This window comes from Tistrella mobilis KA081020-065, assembly GCF_000264455.2.
In the GTDB taxonomy this organism is placed as follows: domain Bacteria; phylum Pseudomonadota; class Alphaproteobacteria; order Tistrellales; family Tistrellaceae; genus Tistrella; species Tistrella mobilis.
Window position 1 is genome coordinate 2,613,184 of sequence record NC_017956.1, and the last position, 17,601, is coordinate 2,630,784.

Here is a 17,601-nt window from a genome sequence, read left to right on the forward strand (position 1 = left end):
TCTCACCCTCCGGCCCGCGCCAGCAGCCGGCCCATGCCGCGGATCACCGCCGCGGCGGGGCTGCGGCGGGCGGGGCCCAGGATCACATCGGTCGGCTCGCGCCCTGCGATCTCCAGATGCCGGCCCAGCGTGCCGCCGAACCCCGCCAGCCAGACCGCCGAGAACCGGTTCACCCGGGCCAGAATCGCGCGCATGTCGACATACATCACCTGCTCGATCTCGTCGCTGTCCTGGTGCTTCTTGGTCAGCGGCAGCCGGCGGCCGCCCACCGCCTCGTAAAGCGGGGCAAGCTTGGGGATGGCGTCGAACAGCAGATACCGCACCCCCAGCCCCAGGGCCAGCCGCTCCACCTCCCGGAACATGTCGAGCCGGATGCGGTTGCCGCGGAAATCCGGATGCACCACCAGCCGGGACACCTCGACGAAGCCGCCCTCCCAGAATTCCTCCGGCACCGGCACCAGGGCGTGCAATTCGCTTCTGGACCGGTCGCCGCCATTGACCACCAGCCGGGCGGTGGCGATCGGCTTGTCGCCCAGCAGGCCCAGAAACAGGATCGAGCAGGCATCGAGCGGATCGGCCCAGGCCTCCGGGTCATGGGCATCGGGCCTGCGGCCATAGAACTGGTTGGCGTCCCGCCGCAGCCTGTAGACGGTCGCCATGTCGGCCAGCCCCGCCACCGGCACCACCCGCAGATGCCGCATCAGCCCACGGGGCTTCAGCCCATAGGTCCAGAGCGCATGGATGCCGAAACCCGGCGCGGTGCAGGTGGCGAGCACCGCCGCCCGGTCCACCGAGGCAGGATCGGCCATGCGCAGCACGATCCGTGCCCCGGCATCGCCCGCGCCCGCCTCTACCGCAATGATCCGGCCACGCAGGCGGAAAGGCGTGGCCCAGGGCCGCGCCACGGTCAGGGTCATCACGGTTCCGGGCACCAGCAGGGCGGCGGGGCCGGTCACCTCCGCCACCGCTTCGTAGGGGCCGATGGCGGTAATACAGGCCGGCAACCGCCGCCGGTTCAGGCTGCGCCCATCCAGCATCGCCGGCAGTGGTTCTTCCGGGCGCGGCAGCCGCTCGACCACTGGGCCGCAGAGCGCCGCGGTCAGCCGTACCAGGCCCCGCCCGGCATCGACCGAGGCGACCGCCATCCTGAGCGGCCCCAGCCGCAGCCGGCGCAGCACCCGCCGGTCGACCATCGGCACCATCGCCACCGCCGTCGCCGGATCGGCCAGCCGCCCGGCCACCGCTTCGGGCAGGTGGTCGCCATCGGCGGTGAAGCACCAACTGCCGGTCGCATCACGTGCCAGCCGCCCGTTCAACCGCGCCGCCCCGACATGAAGACGGCCCGCCACGGCATGGGGCGGCGGCAGCCCCGCCGTCGCTTCCGGGTCCCGGACCGGCGGACTCGCCATCCTCGCGGCTTCCGGCGCCCGCCCGGTGACGGGCAGATCGATCAGGGTCATGGCACGCCTCCCCGGTGATGGTCGCGTTCCTTGCAAAACCTGCCGGAGATTGTAGGCCATATCTACTTTAAGTTGATCAACAAAACGACGTGCTGTCGTCAGAGGTCGCGGCTATCATCGATCGGTCCCCTCGCGCTTTCCGCCCGGAGCCCCATCCGTATGACGCCGATCGATGCCACCCTGGCCTTCACCCTGGCCGCCCTGTTGATGACCCTGACCCCCGGCCTCGACACGGCGCTGGTGCTGCGCACGGCTGCGGTCGAAGGGCCGAAGCGCGGCATGCAGGCAGGCGCCGGCATCTGCATGGGCGTGCTCGCCTGGGGTGCCATCGCCGCGGTCGGGCTGGGTGCCGTGCTGGCGGTGTCCAGGCTCGCCTACGACGCACTCAGGATCGTGGGGGCCGCCTATCTGATCTGGATGGGCATCTCGATGATTCGCGGCGCCCGCACCGGCGGCGCGGCGCTCGACGCCACCGCCGCAACGGCGGTGCCACGCGGCCGCGGCCAGGGCTGGTTCATGCGCGGTCTGCTCACCAACCTGCTCAACCCCAAGGTCGGCGTGTTCTACGTCACCTTCCTGCCGCAATTCATCCCGGCAGGCGGCGACGTGCTCACCTGGAGCCTCGCTTTCGCCGGCATCCATGCCGTCGAGGGCCTGCTCTGGTTCCTGGCCCTCACCCTCGCCACGCGCAGCCTCGCCTCGGTTCTGAGGCGCGGGGCCGTGGTCGCCTGGCTCGACCGGGTGACCGGCGGGGTGCTGGTGCTGTTCGGTCTCAAGCTCGCCGTCGACGTCCGCTGAGCCGCGGCCGGCGCCGGCATTCGCCCAAGGGAGGTCCAAGCGCATGGCGGTCCGGATCCGGCGCGCGGTCGAAAGCGACATGTTTGCGGTCTACAAACTGCTGCGGTCATCGACCCTGAATGCCCGCAACCTGCCGCTCGATGCCCGGCGGCGCATGTTCCGCCCGGTCTGGGGCGGCAATGAGGGCTATTACGGCTTCCTGATGGAAGACGGCAACGAGGTGACCGGCTTCCTCGGCACCCTGTTCACCACCCGCGAGATCGACGGCCAGCCCCAGGATTTCTGCGAAATCCACAGCTGGTATGTCCGCGACAGTCATCGCGACGAAAGCCTGAACCTGCTGTTGCCGGTGATCGGCATGCGCAAGCGCACCATCGTCAACCACACACCGACCCAGACGGTCTACGACATCGGTGCGCGGTTCGGCTTCAAGGATCTGGAAACCGGTGTGGTCGCCTTCTATCCACTGCCGACCAGCCTGGGCCGGCCCGAGTATCGGGTCGGCAACCGGCTGGTGCCGGACCGGATCGATCCCGCCTCGCTCCGCATCCTGTCGGAACATCGCGACCTGCGCGACTGCCACCATGTCGCGATCGAAGATCCCGATGGCCCGCCGGTCTATGCCATGTTCAAGACCGTGCGCCGGCGCTGGTTCGAACCCTTCGGCCGGTTGATCCACACCAGCGATCCGGCCGCCTTCGGCCGGCTGGCGGGCCGGATCGCCTGGCGGCTGTGCCTGCGCAATCGCTGGCAGGCGATCATCGCCAATCAGACGATCTTCGAGGGCGTTCCGCTCACCGGCGTCACGCGGCGGGTCGGCCGGGACGTTCCGTCACAGTTCCGCTCCAAGACGCTGGAGGCGCACCAGATCGACCAGCTCTGCTCGCAACCCCTGCTTCAGGGCTACCGGCTGCACTGATCCGGCGCAACGGTCTTCAGGGTCAGTCCCGGTCGGGCATCGCTGCCGCTTTCAGCGGGATCGTCCGGCCACTGCTGCGCCGGGGCCGCGACGGCCCGGTCACCACGGGCCGGCCGGCGGGCCTCTGTGCCGCACCGGCCGGTTCCACCAGCTCCACGGCGTCGGCTTCAGCACCCCGCACCTCGGCCACTTCGGCAGGCGCGGCCTCGGCCGCCACCGACAGGTCGCGGTCATCGATCCGGAAGCCGGCCACCATCTCGGCCAGTTGGTCGGCATCGCCGATCAGCTCGGCCGCAGCCACGGCACTGGTGCGGGCGGCCATGCGGTTCTCGGCCGAGGCAGCGCCCAGCGCCTCCAGCTCGCGCAGCACCGCATCGCCGGCATCGCGGGCCTGGGCGGATGCCTCGGCCACCTCGCCGGCCGCCCGGGCGACCTCGGCGCTGCTGCCGGCAATCTCGTCGGCGGCACCCGCCTGTTCCGCCACAGCCTGGGCAATCGCGACCGCGGCTCCGTCGGCCCGACCGACGGCTTCGGCGATCCGGGCCATGCCGGCCTCGATCCGGCCGATGCGGGTTTCCAGATCGGCCATGGCGGCGACCACCTCGCCCACCACCGCCTGGCTGGCGACGATCTTGGCCCCGATTTCTTCCGCCGCATCGGCCGACTGGGCGGCAAGGCGCTTCACCTCGCCCGCCACCACCGCAAAGCCCCGCCCGGCCTCGCCGGCGCGGGCCGCCTCGATCTGGGCGTTCAGGGCCAGCATGTGGGTCTGCTGGGCGATGTCCAGGATCACCTGATTGACCGAGCCGATGCCCCGGCTCGATTCGTCCAGCCGGTTGACCGATCGGGTCGCGGCCAGGGCGGCCTCGGCGCCGTCGGCGACGATCCGGCCGACCTCGCGGCCCTCGTCGACGGCGGCGCGCATCGCGTCGGTCACCGACCGGGCATGGCCGTCCAGATTGCGGTTGGCCATCACGATCCGCTGCACCGCATCCGATGCTGCGGCGGCGCTCGCCGACAGCTCTTCCGCGATCGAGCCCAGCCCCGACAGCACGTTCATGGTCTGACCGGCCGAGTCGCGGGCCGCGGCCGCGCGCCCCTCGGTCTGGTCTGCGGCCTGGCCCAGCCGGCCACCCATCCGGTCCAGATCGCGCGACCGCACCGCCAGCGAGGCGCCGACATCGCGCACCCGGCCCAGATCGCCGCGCAGCCGGGCCAGCATATGGTCCAGGTCGCGGGCCATGGCGCCGACCTCGTCATTGCGCCGGCCGCCGTCATGCTCGGCGGTCAGATCGCCTTCCGCCGCGCGGGCCAGCACCTTGCGCATGCCGCCGATCGGCCTCGTCACCGCCCGGCCGATGATCAGCCCGGCAAGCAGGGCCGCAACCGCCGCCGCCACGGCCAGCCCGATCATCGCAAAACGGGTATCGGCGGTCGCCGCCGCCTCGGCGGCACCGCGGGCATCGGCGGTCTGGGTCAGGCTGCGCCGGGTGTCGGCCAGAAGCTGCGCGGCGCTGGGCCCCAGCACTTCCACCGCCTCGGTCCGGCGCTCGGCGACCTGCCCCACCAGCTCGCGCAGGGTCTTTGCCCCTTTGGCCAGATCGTTGCGCAGGCCGGAAATCTTCGACAGCGTCTCCAGCCGCCCCGGATGCATCATCTTCAGTTCCAGCGACAACACCGCCCGCTTTGTCTCGGCCAGCGCCGCATCCATCGCGTCGGCATGGGCCATGTCGCCGGATGCCATGAACAGGCCCGCTTCTTCCCGCGCCGTCAGCAGGAAGCGCTGGATCACCGCCGCCTGATAAGCCGACTGAATGTCCTGATCGATATAGCTTTCGCGGATGATGTCGGTCAGCCCGCCTTCCGAGGTCCTGAAGGCCGGCTCCATCCGGTCCCGCCACAGCGCACCACGGGCGATCTCCACCTCGGCCAGTTCCTCGACCGCCCGGGCGAAGGCCCGGGTTGCGGCCGCCACCTGCTCCGCCGCCGGTCCCAGAGCGTCGATCCGCTCTTCAGCCGAGCGGACATGACTGCGGAACGCCTCCAGCCGTGCCGGATCGCCGGTCGCAACCAGCAGATCGGCGGCAGCGCCGGCGGCGGCCAGGTCACCCTCGGCCGCGGCCATGGCGCGGGCGGCGCCGACATCGTCCTTATAGGCGGCAAGCCCGGTTCCAGCCCGGTCCAGCGCCACCACCGCCGCGCCAAAGCCGGCCACGGCCAGAACCAGCAGAACGGCAAAGCCGATCGTCAGCTTGCGACGGATGGTCATGGAACGCGCGCTCCCGAACCGATTGACGACAGGCCCCCCGGAACCGGGGCGACCAATTCGCCAAGAGGTATAGGGTGGCGATGACATGCGCATGACGGTGCAATGACATTTAACGAACGGGTCATGCGATCCCGGTGAAGCGATCCCGGTCAGGGAAGCGATCCCGGTCAGGCGGTCATCGTCCAGGGCAGCGTCACCGTCATCTCCAGCCCGCCGCTCCTCCGGTTGGCGGCGGCGATCCGCCCGCCATGAGCCTCGACCGTGCGCCGGGCGATGGCGAGGCCCAGGCCATAGCCCTGGCCGCGGCTGCCGTCGGGGCCGCGCACGAAGGGCTCGAAGATCGAGCCCAGCATTTCCGCCGGCACCCCCGGCCCCCGGTCGCGGACCCTGAGCACGTGGCGATGTGCCCGCTCGTCGACATCCACCGACACGCTCACCACCCCGCCTGCGGGCGAGAACTTCAGCGCATTGCGGATGATGTTCTCCACCGCCCGGCGCATCAGCTCGGCGCTGCCCTTGATCAGCATCGCACCGGCCGCAAGGCTTGCCGCCGGCGTCACATGGCTCTCCACCGTCACCCCGGCGGGCCCGGCCTCGAACCGGGCATCGGCCACCACCGAGGCCACCAGCCCGTGCAGATCGAAATAATCCTCGCGGCGGGGGGCGTCGTTTTCCACCCGCGACAGGGTCAGCAACTCGCCCACCAGCGTGTCGAGCCGTGCCGTTTCAAGCTCCAGCCGGTCCAGCGTCACCGCCACCCGATCGGGCGACTGGCGCACCAGCCCCACCGCCATGTGCAGCCGGGCAAGCGGTGAGCGCAGCTCGTGAGAGACGTCGTGCAGCAGCCGGTCGCGCGCCGCCACCGTCTGTTCCAGCCGCGCCGCCATAACGTCGAAATCCCGGGCGAGATCGGCCAGCTCGTCGCGCCGCCGCCCCATCGCCGGGCCCAGCCGCACGCCGAGATCCCCGCCGGCCATATCGTCGAAGCCCCGGCGCAGCCGCAGGATCGGCCGGATCAGATAGCGCGCGAGGGCGGCACTGAACACCAGACCGCCGACGACCCCCAGCAAGATGATCTCGGGCGGCATCTTGAACGGGCCGCCCGGGCGCGGAGGTATCCGCAGGTCCGACAGGTCGCGCGACAGCTGCCAAACCGTGCCGTCGGGCGCCAGGGCATGGCGGATCAGCACGTCGTCCCGGCGGAGCACCGCCGGGTCCGGCACGGCGCCGGCATCGGCCGGCCGCACCATCAGCCCCGCCCGCTCATCCGCGGGCCAGGCCGCGACCATGCGTTGCAGGGCCGGCAGGCCGCCGGTTTCCAGCGCCGCCGCCGCCGAGGCCACCTCCACGGGGGCCAGCCGGTCCTCGAACAGGCGCATGATCGGCCGGGGCGGATCGTCGAACAACTGGATCGCGACCCACAGCGTCTGGACCATCAGGAAGAAGGTCACGCCGAAGCCGAACAGGATCTTCCAGAACAGCCGACCCCTCACGGCCGCCAGGACGGGCATGCTCATGCACGATTCACCCGGTAACCCACCCCGCGCACGGTTTCCAGCACGGTCTCGTCGACCCCGCGCTCGACCAGCTTGCGGCGCAGATGGCTCATATGGACATCGATGCTGCGGTCATAGGTCTCATGCGGCCGGCCCAGCACCTCGCGCGACAGCTCGTCCTTGGCCACCACCCGGTTGCCGGCGCGGATCAGCCGTTCCAGCAGATTGAATTCGGTGGCGGTCAGATCCACGATCTCGCCGGCCACGATCACCCGCCGGGCCTCGGTCTCAAGCCGGATCGGCCCCGCCTCGATCGAGGCAGGCGCCACCAGCGCCGCTGCCTCGCTGCGGCGAAGCACCGCGCGCAGCCGTGCGACCAGCTCTCGCGGATAGCAGGGCTTGGGCACGTAATCGTCGGCGCCCAGTTCCAGCCCGACGACCCGGTCGACATCGTCGCCGCGGGCGGTGAGCATGATCACTGGTACCCGGCTGGCGGCGCGCAGCCGGCGCAGCACATCCAGCCCGCCGATCCGCGGCAACATGATGTCGAGCAGCACGGCGGCATAGCCGCCGCCGAGTGCCGCCGTCAGCCCGGCATCGCCGGTGGTGACGAGGGTGGTGTCGAAACCTTCGCCGGCCAGATACTCGGTCAGCATGGCACCGAGTTCGGCATCGTCGTCGATCATCAGGATGCGCGGGCCGGACATGGATCCCTCTGTGCCGTCATGACGTTGCGCCGAAGATATACCGGTCCGCGACCGGGCGTGAGGGGGCTCGCGTCGGTTTTACCGGGGTTTTACGTATCATCCACACAGGCCTTACCGACGGCGGCCTTCCGCTCGGTTATGCTCTAGCCCGACTTCTTCCGCGTCACCCAGGATCGAGCCGTTCATCCCGTGTCCTCCCCGTCCTCCGGTCGTCCCGCCTCCGGCTTCGCTCGGCGCCTCCGCGCCCTGCGGCTGCCCGTGCTCCTCCTCGTCCTCGCCGCTGCCGGCTACGGCATCTGGCGCTACGCCTTCCCCGAGGCGCCGCCGGCGCCACCGCCGACCGTTGCCGTCCACCGGGCGGATCTGGAAGACACCGTGCTCGCCAACGGCACGCTGGAAGCGATCAACATGGTCAGCGTCGGTGCACAGGTCTCGGGCCAGATCAAGACGCTCGCGGTCGATGTCGGCGACAAGGTCAAGGCCGGCGACCTGATCGCCGAGATCGATTCGCTCAACCAGCAGAACGATCTGCGCAATGCCGAGGCGGCCCTCGCCAATGTCCGTGCCCAGTATCGCGCCAAACAGGCCGCGCTGAAACAGGCGGAACTCGCCTTCAGGCGTGAACGCGAACTTCTGGCCGGCCGCGCCGGTGCCCGGGCCGATTACGAAAACGCCGAGGCGACGCTCGCCACCACAAACGCCGAACTCGCCGCGCTGGAAGCCCAGATCGCCCAGGCCGAAATCACCGTCGACACGGCCAAGGTCGATCTCGGCTACACCCGGATCACCGCACCCATGGAGGGTACGATCGTGGCCGTGGTCGCCAAGGAAGGCCAGACGGTGAACGCGGTGCAGAGCGCGCCGACCATCGTGATGCTGGCCCAGCTCGACACCATGACCGTCACCGCCGAGGTCTCGGAAGCCGACGTGACCCGGGTCCTGCCCGGCCAGGACGTCTATTTCACCATCCTGGGCGAGCCGGGCCGGCGCTACACCGGCAAGCTGCGTTCGGTCTATCCGGCGCCGGAATCGGTCGCCACCACCTCCAGCTCCACCACCTCTTCGTCCTCCTCCAGCAGTTCGTCGTCCTCGTCCAGCACGGCGATCTATTACGATGCGCTGTTCGACGTGCCCAATCCCGACGGCAAGCTCAGGATCTCCATGACCGCTCAGGTCTCGATCATCATCGACCGGGCCCCTGATGCGCTCACCATCCCGTCTTCCGCGCTCGGGACCCGTGCCGCGGACGGCAGCTATATGGTTCAGGTGCTGGGTGCCGACGGCACCGTCACCTCCCGCAAGGTGACGGTCGGCATCGACAACAACGTCCAGGCCCAGATCCTGACCGGGCTTGAAGAGGGCGAGCGGGTGGTCGCCACCAACACCGCCACCGTCGGCACCAACATGCAGGCGCGCCGCCCCCGTGGCCCGATGGGGTTCTGAGCCCGTGACCGGAACCGATACCGCCAGGGAACCCCTGCTCCGGGTCCGCGGCCTGCGCCGCGAATTCCCGGCCGGCGACCGCATGGTTGCGGTGCTTCAGGACGTCGACCTCGACATCGAGGCCGGCGAGATGGTCGCGATCATCGGCGCCTCCGGCTCGGGCAAGTCGACGCTGATGAACATTCTGGGCTGCCTGGACCGGCCGAGCGCCGGTTCCTACCGCATCGCCGGCCGCGACACCCGCGAGCTGGAGCCCGACGAACTGGCCGAACTCCGCCGCGAGCATTTCGGCTTCATCTTCCAGCGCTACCACCTGCTCTCGACCCTGACGGCGGTCGAGAATGTCGAGATCCCGGCGGTCTATGCCGGCGGCGACCGGCGCAGCCGGCGGGAGCGGGCGCTGGACCTGCTGGGCCGGCTGGGCCTCGGCGACCGGACCGGCCACCGGCCGAGCCAGCTGTCGGGCGGCCAGCAGCAGCGGGTCAGCGTCGCCCGCGCGCTGATGAACGGCGGCCGGGTGATCCTGGCCGACGAACCCACTGGCGCGCTCGACAGCCGCAGCGGCGAAGAGATGCTGAAGCTGCTGGGCGAACTGCATCAGCAGGGCCACACCATCATCATCGTGACCCATGATGCCAAGGTGGCGGCGATCGCCGACCGGATCATCGAGATCAGCGACGGCCGGATCATCGCCGACCGCCGCAAGGAAGATGCCGGTGCGCCCACCGGCGACCGCCTGGCACCGGCCGGCCGACGCGGCGGTTTCGGCATCGCCCGTCATCTCGAAGCCTTCCGCATGGCCCTGCGGGCGATGGTGGCTCATCGCCTGCGCACCTTCCTCACCATGCTCGGCATCATCATCGGCATCGCCTCGGTGGTCTCGGTGGTGGCGCTCGGCGAAGGCTCGCAGCAGGAAATCCTGAAAAGCATCTCGTCGATCGGCACCAACACCATCGATGTCATGCCGGGCGAAAGCTTCGGCGACATGCGTGCCGGCCGGGTACGCACCCTGCTGCCTTCGGATGCCGAGGCGCTGGCAAGCCAGCCCTATGTCGACAGCGTCACCCCCCAGGTCTCAAGTTCCGCAACGCTGCGCTATGGCAATGTCTCGCTCACCGCCTCGGTCTCGGGCGTCGGGCCGCAATTCTTCCGGGTGCGCGGCTATACCATGGCCGACGGCCAGATCTTCAACGACACCAGTGTCGAGCGCCGCGCCCAGGAAGCGGTGATCGACACCAAGACCCGCGACGAGGTGTTCAAGCACGGCGTCGACCCGATCGGCGAAGTCATCTTCCTCGGCACCGTGCCGGTGCGGGTGATCGGGGTCGCCAACACCCAGGACAGCGCCTTCGGCAGCTCCGACTCGCTCAATGTCTGGATCCCCTACACCACCGCCATGAACCGGGTGCTGGGCCAGAACTATCTGCAGCGGATCACCGTCCGCGTCTCCGACGAGGTGGCGAGCGACGTGGCCGAGCGCAACATCCAGGCGCTGCTGACCCGCCGCCACGGCGTGCAGGACTTTTTCATGATGAACACCGACACCATCCGCCAGACGATCGAGAGCACCACCCAGACCATGACCCTGCTGGTCTCGATGATCGCGCTCATCTCGCTGATCGTCGGCGGCATCGGCGTGATGAATATCATGCTGGTCTCGGTCACCGAGCGGACGCGCGAAATCGGCGTGCGCATGGCGGTGGGCGCGCGCCAGGGCGATATCCTGCGCCAGTTCCTGATCGAGGCGGTTCTGGTCTGCCTGCTGGGCGGTGCGCTGGGCGTCGGCCTCGCCTTCGGCATCGGCGCACTGCTGGAGCAGAACGGTGTCGCCATGATCTATTCCGGCACCTCGATCATCGCCGCCTTCGCCTGCTCCACCCTGATCGGCATCATCTTCGGCTTCCTGCCCGCCCGCTCCGCCGCACGGCTGGATCCGGTCGAGGCCCTGGCGCGGGAATGACCTTCATGACCTCTCTCCGCATCCCCCTCGCCCTCATGGTCGCGACCGCGCTTGCCGGCTGCGGCAGCCTGATGGAAACGTCCTACGACCGGCCGGCCCTTCAGCTTCCGTCCGGCTGGCAGCAGGGCAGTCCCGCCGACAAAGCCCTGCCGAAGACCGTCGATGCCGCATCGGTCAGGGCCGATGCCTGGTGGACGGTCTTTCAGGAACCCGAACTCGACCGGCTGATCGACCGGGCCTTCGCCCGCAACAACGACCTCGCCGCCGCGGCGATCGCGGTACGCCGGGCCCAGCTTCAGGCGGGGCTGGCGGAAGACGACACCCTGCCCCGGCTCGGCTCGTCCACCCAGGTCTCGCGCGACCGCGAGCTTGCCGACGACACCAGCGCCACCAGCTATTCCACCAGCCTGACGGTCAGCTGGGAGCTGGATCTCTGGGGCCGGCTGGGGCGCACGCTCGATGCCGCCCGTTTCGAGGCCGCCGCCACCGAACAGGACCGCCAGGCGACCGCCCTCAGCCTGGCCGCCACCACGGCCGAGCTTTACTGGACCCATGTCTATCTCACCCAGCGCCTGGCCCTGGCCGATGCCAGCCTGAACTACGCGCGCCGGATCGCCGACATCGTCGACGTGCGCTGGCGGGCGGGTGCGGTCTCGGATCTCGACCGGCTCCAGGCCCGGCAGAATGTCGAATCGCAGGAAGCCGCGCGGCTGCTGATCCTGCAAAGCCAGGTCGAGAACGACAACGCGCTGTCGATCCTGTTCGACGCCCCGCCCCAGCCGGTGGATCTGGCCCGCGACCGCCTGCCGGACGGCATGCTCCCGGCGATCCCGGCCGGGCTGCCCGCCGGCGTGCTGGCCCGTCGGCCCGACATCCGGGCGGCGGAACTCAGGCTGCGCGCCAATCTGGCCGATATCGACGCCACCCGGGCGAGCTATCTGCCGACCTTCTCGCTGACCGGCAGCCTGGGCGGCAGCAGCGTCGCACTCCGCGACCTGCTCGCCAACCCGGTGGCAACGCTCGGCCTGGGTCTCACCCTGCCCTTCCTGAACTGGACCGAGCGCGACCTGACCATCCGCACGTCCGAAGCCGATTACGAAGCCGCAGTGGTCAATTTCCGCCAGACCCTCTACCAGGCTTTCGCCGACACCGAAAACGCCCTGTCGGCCCGGCAGCGGCGTGCCGAACGCGATCTCCGTCTTCAGGCGGCCCTGGATGCCGCACGAGCCGCTGAACAGATCTACGAAACCCGCTACCGGGCGGGGGCCGTCGACCTCCAGTCCTGGCTGGACTCCCAGGAAACCCGCCGCACCGCCGAACTCAACCTGCTTGAAAACCGGCTGGAGGAGATCCGGGCGATGATCACGCTTTACCAGGCCCTCGGCGGATCGGCCACGCCCGCCGCATCATAACCTGAGGTCATGTTTCCAAACCAGAAAACACCGGAGTTACCGTACGCTCATCCCTGGCCTCGACTGCGCCGGCCGAGCGCCGGACCGCGCTTATTCCGCAAGTCTTCCGCCCCCTTGGCAGCTGCGTTGCAAGAGAGATTTCTTCCTGACCCTCTCCGCGATTTACTTTGCAGACGGCCTGCCGCAGGATGGCGACCGACGTTCCCGTCGCCTCACATGAAGTGGCAGATCCATGGCAACCATCCGCGGCACCTCGGGCAATAACAGGCTCACCGGCACCGATGTCGCCGACACGCTCTACGGGCTCGACGGCAACGACATCCTCGATGGCGGCGAGGGCAATGATCTCTATGACGGTGGCAACGGCAACGACACCTTCCTGATCTGGGGCGCGACCGGCACCGACACCTTCCGGGGCGGTGCCGGTACCGATACGATCCGGCTGACCGACGGGGTCAGCACCGCCAGCTTCGTGCTCGGCACCAAGGCGTCGGTGGAGCGGATCGATTTCGCCGGTTTCGACCTCACCGGCACGGAAGGCGACGACGTCTTCGATCTCGGGGGTGTGATCAGCCTGATCGGCCGGCGGACGATCTGGCTGAACGACGGCGATGACCGCTTCACCGGCTCGGCCGCCGGCGACAGCGTTCATGGCGGCACCGGCGACGATCGCCTGGATGGCGGGGCCGGTGACGACATCCTCGAAGGCGGTATCGGCAACGACACGCTGATCGGCAATGACGGCAATGACCGCATCGTGCTGCAGGGACGGACCGGCCAGGACAAGATCCTGGGCGGCACCGGCACCGACCGCGTGGTGATCGCAGGCGGCACCCAGCTGAGCTATCTGTCGCTCAACGCATCGGCCTCGATCGAAATCCTGCGCTTCGAGACCGGTGCTGTGCTGGAAGGCACCAGCGGACGCGACACCATCGATCTCTCGGGCGTCACCGCCTATGAAAACCGTCAGACCATCCGTCTCGGATCGGGGGCCGACAGCTTCAACGGCTCGAAGACCGGCGACGTGGTCGACGGCGGCAACGGCAATGACCGGCTTCTGGGGGGCGACGGCAACGACATCCTGGAAGGCGGCGCCGGCAGCGATGTGCTGAACGGCGGCAATGGCAACGACATCTTCCGCGTCCAGGGCGCCTTCGGCGTGGATTCCTATAGCGGTGGCACCGGCACCGACACGCTCGAGATCGTCGGGGGTGCACAGACCAGCAGCCTGCGGCTGCCGGCCAGCGCATCGGTCGAGGTCCTGAAGTTCAACGGCTTCGACCTGAGCGGCACGGATGAGGACGACCATTTCGACCTCAGCGGCATCACCACGATCATCGGCCGGCGCACGATCTGGCTGAATGATGGCGATGACGTCTTCACCGGCTCCAGAACCATCGACGACGTTCATGGCGGCGAGGGTGACGACCGTATCGAAGGCGGCGCCGGCAACGACATCATCGAGGGTGGCGGCGGCAATGACACGCTGCTCGGCGACAGCGGCAACGACATCTTCCGGGTTCAGGGCGATTTCGGCGCCGACATCATCCGCGGCGGCAGCGGCACGGATACCCTGCAGGTGGTTGCAGGCGCCGAGACCTCTGCGCTGACCCTGGACGCCGCCGCCTCGGTCGAAATCCTCGCCTTCGCCGACGCCGACCTGAACGGCACGGATGGCAATGACGACTTCAACCTCTCCGGCATCACAAAGATCACCAATGGCCGGACGATCTGGCTCAATGCCGGCAATGACGTCTTCATCGGATCGCAGACCGTCGACCGGGTCAATGGCGGCGCCGGCAATGACCGCCTGCAGGGTGGCAAGGGCGCCGATATCCTGAACGGCGGTACCGGGCGCGACAGCTTCGTCTACACCGCAGCATCGGACAGCACCGTTGCCGCCACCGGCCGCGACCGGATCGAGGATTTCTCCCATGCCCAGGGGGATCGGATCGACCTTTCGGCCATCGATGCCGTCACCGGCACCAGCGGCAATCAGGCCTTCACCTATATCGGCAGCGCCGGATTTTCGGGCAAAGGGGGCGAAGTGCGGGTGGCCGTGGTGACCAGCGGCGTGCTGGTCTATGCCGACCTCGACGGTGACAAATCGGCGGATATGAGCATCCTGGTCACCGGCATCGGCAGCCTGGTGGGCGCCGACTTCATTCTCTGACCAATGGCTCAGCCCTCGCCCCGGGCATCGGCATAGGCGTCGGAGGTCGGGATCACCCGGATCAGATCGATCAGCGTCCCCGCCGGATCGCGGATGATGAAATGCCGCTGGCCGAAAGCCTCGTCGCGCAACGGCTGAAGCACTTCGACCCCCTCGGCTGCCTGCAGCCTTGCCCATTCGGCATCGACATCTTCGACCTCCAGGTTCAGCAGCACACCGCCGACCGGCCGGCGATATCCGGCCGGTACGGTCTCGTGGGCATGGTCCAGCACCGCCAGATTCACCTCGGGATGGGTGGCATGGCGCAGATGCACGTACCAGTCCGCGACGAAGACCGGCGCGAAGCCCAGATGCGTCTGCCAGAAGGCCGCGGTCTCGGCCACGCGATCGGTCATGATCACCGGATACCAGCTCTCGATGCGCATCCTCTGTCCCTCCTGAACGGGCCGGAGCGTCTCACTCCGGCATTCATTAAACAAACAGTCAACCTGTTTGTAAATATGCCGATTGCGGGCGGCGCCCCGGACGCGTAGCGTCAGCTCCGGACCGGATGGGGGATGGGGGATCATGACCGGCGGCAACGGACGGCGGAGCAATCGCGAGCGCTCGGAAGAAACCCGGCGCCGGCTGATCCAGGCTGCCCGCAAGGCCTTCGCCGAAAAGGGCTATGCCGCGACCGGCACGCCGGAACTGGTCGCCGCCACCGGGCTCAGCCGCGGCGCGCTCTATCACCAGTTCCCCGACAAAGCGGCCCTGTTCCGGGCGGTTCTCGAAGATGCCCAGCAGGACGTGGTGGCCGCGATCGACACGGCCGCCGCTGCGGCACCCGATGCCCTCACCGCCCTGCGCCGGGGATCGCGCGCCTTCGTGGCCGCCTGTATGCGCCCAGGCATTCGCCGGATCGTGCTGATCGACGGCCCGGCCGTGCTCGGCTGGCAGGTCTGGCGCGAGGTGGATGCCGCCCATGCGCTGGGCACGCTGATCGCGGGCCTCGACGCCCTGGCCCAGGCTGGGCGGCTGCGCCCCGGCCTCACCGTTCAGGCCACGGCGCTGCTGCTCTCGGGCGCGCTCAACGAAGCGGCGCTGGCGGCGAGCGAGGGCCGGCTCGGCGATGCCGAGATCGCCACGGCGATCGATGCCCTGCTCGACGGGATCAGCCGGCCGGCCTGACGAAATCAACCGCCCGGGCGATCACCCCGGCATCGGCCAGGATCCGGGCGTGGCCCAGCCCGTCCAGCTCCACCATGACGGCATCCGGCCAGGCCCCGGCCGAGGCGCGTCCCGCCGCGATCGGCACCACGCGGTCATCGGCCGAATGGAAGAACAGGGCCGGCACCGTCGCCGCCTGTGCCTGGCGCGGCAGGTTCATCTCGTGAAGACGGGCGCCCAGGCGGTCGAGTTCCGTCTCGAACGCGGTGCGCGCCGCCTCGTCATAACCCATCTGCGCCGCCAGCGCCCGGGCACCGTCCAGATAGCGCGCCGGAGCCGCCACAAAGGCCAGCCGCGCCGCCCGGGCGCCCTCTTCCAACACGGCGACGGCAGAGGCCGCACAACCGATCGAATGGGCGATCAGCCCCTCCACCGGCCCCACCGCCGCGATCACCGCGGCCACCGCCTGCGCCAGCACAGGAATCGGTGCAATCTTGCCGCCGGACCGGCCATGTCCCGGTAGATCGAAGGCCACCACCCGGCAGCCCGCCGCATGCAGGGGCGCCACAAAGCCGGCCATGTCGGCATGGCTGCCGTCCCAGCCATGCACCAGCACCACCACGGGACCATCAGTGCCCCACTGATAAAGGGCAAGCGTCTCGCCGTCGAATGCCAGCTCACCCCGCAGGGCCGGCGGCAGCTCGACCCAGGCCGGCCGGGCGCGGCTGCGATCGGGGGTGACGAAGGCCCGGGCCAGCTCGGCCGGTGCAGGCACGGCAGAGTGTGCCGTGGCAGGGGTGCTGCTCGACATGGGAACGACGGGCTCCGATACGGGTTGACTCAATCATGATGATCATCATCATTAACAGCATCAACCGCTCCCGTAAAGGGCCACCACCCCATCCGAAGGTATCTCCCCCATGACCCGCACCGTCATCGCCGGCTATGTCCGGACCCCGTTCCACTTCGCCCGCAAGGGTGCGCTCGCCGGCATGCGCCCGGACGATCTGGCTGCGATCACGCTGCGCGGCCTTCTCGACCGCAGCGGGCTCGATCCCCGGCTGATCGAGGACGTGATCATGGGCTGCGCCTATCCCGAAGGCGAACAGGGTGACAATGTCGCCCGCATCGCTTCCCTGCTCGCCGGCCTGCCGATCGAAACCGGCGGCATGACCGTCAACCGCTTCTGCGGCTCGTCGATGTCGGCAATCCACATCGCCCATGGCCAGATCGCGACCGGCGCGGGCGAGGCCTTCATCTGCGCCGGGGTCGAATCCATGACCCGCGTGCCCCAGGGCGTGTAGCGCGCGAAATGATTTGGCACGCATTGCGGGCCGATTTGTCACCCTCGCTTAGCGCCCGCAGGCATCATCGATGCCGGCGTTCGCTACCCCGTCATCGCCGGCAAGTCCGGTCCTCTGCTCCAGCCTCACCGCCGCCGGCGTGCCTGCGAAGCGGCGAAACCCGTCATAGCCACCGAGGCCTGAGCGTGCGTTCACCTGACCGCATACGATCGTACCGCCTTTGTAATCAACAATAACGACATCCTTGATCCGCATAGTCTCCGCATCCCTGGCCGCCCGACGAAGCCGGTCGGTGACGCCGGTGACGAACGCCGCATCGCCCATGCTCGTGCGATCGGCCGCGCCGGACTGAGCCAGGGTCGCCATCTCAGCTATTGCCGCGCGGCGGTCGGCCGCGTAGTCAGCGATCAGCGCCTGCGACGGCGTCGGCCGAGACGGCGAATAGGTAGGCTGCTGGGCGCAGGCGACGAGGGTCAGGGCGGTGGTGACGAGCAGGATCTGACGGGTCATG

General features: G+C 69.1%; 14 protein-coding genes and 1 pseudogene. 8 read left to right on the forward strand and 7 right to left on the reverse strand.

Annotated features, from left to right (window positions below):
• Positions 1-2 precede the first annotated feature (2 nt).
• Positions 3-1,460, reverse strand: coding sequence for a GNAT family N-acetyltransferase (locus TMO_RS11835; protein WP_014745868.1), 1,458 nt, complete (start codon positions 1,458-1,460; stop codon positions 3-5).
• Positions 1,461-1,619: 159 nt separating this feature from the next.
• Between TMO_RS11835 and TMO_RS11840 the strand changes: the two genes are divergently transcribed.
• Both TMO_RS11840 and TMO_RS11845 read left to right on the forward strand, forming a co-directional pair.
• Positions 1,620-2,258, forward strand: coding sequence for a LysE family translocator (locus tag TMO_RS11840; RefSeq protein WP_014745869.1), 639 nt, complete (start codon positions 1,620-1,622; stop codon positions 2,256-2,258).
• 43 nt (positions 2,259-2,301) lie between these two features.
• The gene (locus TMO_RS11845; RefSeq protein ID WP_014745870.1) at positions 2,302-3,177 is read left to right on the forward strand and encodes a hypothetical protein; all 876 of its coding nucleotides are present in this window, start codon (positions 2,302-2,304) and stop codon (positions 3,175-3,177) included.
• Positions 3,178-3,199: 22 nt separating this feature from the next.
• On the opposite strand, the gene TMO_RS11850 is transcribed toward TMO_RS11845, so the two are convergent.
• The 3 genes from TMO_RS11850 to TMO_RS11860 form a co-directional block, all read right to left on the reverse strand.
• Entirely contained in the window at positions 3,200-5,446 is a 2,247-nt protein-coding gene (locus tag TMO_RS11850) for a methyl-accepting chemotaxis protein (RefSeq protein ID WP_014745871.1), read from the reverse strand.
• A 167-nt stretch (positions 5,447-5,613) separates the two neighbouring features.
• Positions 5,614-6,963 (reverse strand): ATP-binding protein, encoded by a 1,350-nt coding sequence (locus TMO_RS11855; RefSeq protein WP_014745872.1) that lies wholly within the window; start codon positions 6,961-6,963, stop codon positions 5,614-5,616.
• Positions 6,960-7,649 (reverse strand): response regulator transcription factor, encoded by a 690-nt coding sequence (locus TMO_RS11860; RefSeq protein ID WP_014745873.1) that lies wholly within the window; start codon positions 7,647-7,649, stop codon positions 6,960-6,962. The genes TMO_RS11855 and TMO_RS11860 overlap by 4 nt, the downstream gene beginning before the upstream one ends.
• 258 nt (positions 7,650-7,907) lie before the next feature.
• Here TMO_RS11860 and TMO_RS11865 point away from each other — a divergent pair, with 258 nt between their 5' ends.
• From TMO_RS11865 to TMO_RS32770, 4 genes are all read left to right on the forward strand, one after another.
• The gene (locus tag TMO_RS11865; RefSeq protein ID WP_014745874.1) at positions 7,908-9,092 is read left to right on the forward strand and encodes an efflux RND transporter periplasmic adaptor subunit; all 1,185 of its coding nucleotides are present in this window, start codon (positions 7,908-7,910) and stop codon (positions 9,090-9,092) included.
• Positions 9,093-9,174: 82 nt separating this feature from the next.
• Positions 9,175-11,052, forward strand: coding sequence for a MacB family efflux pump subunit (locus TMO_RS11870; protein ID WP_051045510.1), 1,878 nt, complete (start codon positions 9,175-9,177; stop codon positions 11,050-11,052).
• A 5-nt stretch (positions 11,053-11,057) separates the two neighbouring features.
• Positions 11,058-12,464, forward strand: a complete 1,407-nt coding sequence (locus TMO_RS11875; RefSeq protein WP_228382221.1) for an efflux transporter outer membrane subunit — start codon at positions 11,058-11,060, stop codon at positions 12,462-12,464.
• 232 nt (positions 12,465-12,696) lie between these two features.
• On the forward strand, positions 12,697-14,637 hold the full coding sequence (locus TMO_RS32770) for a calcium-binding protein (protein WP_014745877.1): 1,941 nt from the start codon (positions 12,697-12,699) through the stop codon (positions 14,635-14,637).
• An 8-nt stretch (positions 14,638-14,645) separates the two neighbouring features.
• Here the strand turns inward: TMO_RS32770 and TMO_RS11885 are convergent, their stop codons facing one another.
• Positions 14,646-15,062: a VOC family protein gene (locus TMO_RS11885; RefSeq protein WP_014745878.1), complete on the reverse strand. Its 417-nt coding sequence runs from the start codon at positions 15,060-15,062 to the stop codon at positions 14,646-14,648.
• A gap of 142 nt (positions 15,063-15,204) precedes the next feature.
• Between TMO_RS11885 and TMO_RS11890 the strand changes: the two genes are divergently transcribed.
• Positions 15,205-15,807 (forward strand): TetR/AcrR family transcriptional regulator, encoded by a 603-nt coding sequence (locus TMO_RS11890; protein ID WP_014745879.1) that lies wholly within the window; start codon positions 15,205-15,207, stop codon positions 15,805-15,807.
• Here TMO_RS11890 and TMO_RS11895 read toward each other — a convergent pair.
• Positions 15,791-16,597, reverse strand: coding sequence for an alpha/beta fold hydrolase (locus tag TMO_RS11895; RefSeq protein WP_051045373.1), 807 nt, complete (start codon positions 16,595-16,597; stop codon positions 15,791-15,793). The two genes, TMO_RS11890 and TMO_RS11895, sit on opposite strands and share 17 nt — an antisense overlap.
• A gap of 109 nt (positions 16,598-16,706) precedes the next feature.
• On the opposite strand from TMO_RS11895, the pseudogene TMO_RS11900 reads away from it, so the two are divergent.
• Positions 16,707-17,084, forward strand: a pseudogene (locus tag TMO_RS11900) (acetyl-CoA C-acyltransferase); the annotation flags it as partial.
• Between the two features lie 54 nt (positions 17,085-17,138).
• Here the strand turns inward: TMO_RS11900 and TMO_RS11905 are convergent.
• The gene (locus tag TMO_RS11905; RefSeq protein WP_014745882.1) at positions 17,139-17,600 is read right to left on the reverse strand and encodes a hypothetical protein; all 462 of its coding nucleotides are present in this window, start codon (positions 17,598-17,600) and stop codon (positions 17,139-17,141) included.
• Position 17,601 lies beyond the last annotated feature (1 nt).

Bases quoted from the DNA above. Each gene is read 5' to 3' on its own strand.
- TMO_RS11835 (WP_014745868.1), bottom strand. From the start codon at position 1,460: ATGACCCTGATCGATCTGCCCGTCACCGGGCGGGCGCCGGAAGCCGCG.
- TMO_RS11840 (WP_014745869.1), top strand. From the start codon at position 1,620: ATGACGCCGATCGATGCCACCCTGGCCTTCACCCTGGCCGCCCTGTTG.
- TMO_RS11845 (WP_014745870.1), top strand. From the start codon at position 2,302: ATGGCGGTCCGGATCCGGCGCGCGGTCGAAAGCGACATGTTTGCGGTC.
- TMO_RS11850 (WP_014745871.1), bottom strand. From the start codon at position 5,446: ATGACCATCCGTCGCAAGCTGACGATCGGCTTTGCCGTTCTGCTGGTT.
- TMO_RS11855 (WP_014745872.1), bottom strand. From the start codon at position 6,963: ATGAGCATGCCCGTCCTGGCGGCCGTGAGGGGTCGGCTGTTCTGGAAG.
- TMO_RS11860 (WP_014745873.1), bottom strand. From the start codon at position 7,649: ATGTCCGGCCCGCGCATCCTGATGATCGACGACGATGCCGAACTCGGT.
- TMO_RS11870 (WP_051045510.1), top strand. From the start codon at position 9,175: ATGGTTGCGGTGCTTCAGGACGTCGACCTCGACATCGAGGCCGGCGAG.
- TMO_RS11875 (WP_228382221.1), top strand. From the start codon at position 11,058: ATGACCTCTCTCCGCATCCCCCTCGCCCTCATGGTCGCGACCGCGCTT.
- TMO_RS32770 (WP_014745877.1), top strand. From the start codon at position 12,697: ATGGCAACCATCCGCGGCACCTCGGGCAATAACAGGCTCACCGGCACC.
- TMO_RS11885 (WP_014745878.1), bottom strand. From the start codon at position 15,062: ATGCGCATCGAGAGCTGGTATCCGGTGATCATGACCGATCGCGTGGCC.
- TMO_RS11890 (WP_014745879.1), top strand. From the start codon at position 15,205: ATGACCGGCGGCAACGGACGGCGGAGCAATCGCGAGCGCTCGGAAGAA.
- TMO_RS11895 (WP_051045373.1), bottom strand. From the start codon at position 16,597: ATGTCGAGCAGCACCCCTGCCACGGCACACTCTGCCGTGCCTGCACCG.
- TMO_RS11905 (WP_014745882.1), bottom strand. From the start codon at position 17,600: ATGACCCGTCAGATCCTGCTCGTCACCACCGCCCTGACCCTCGTCGCC.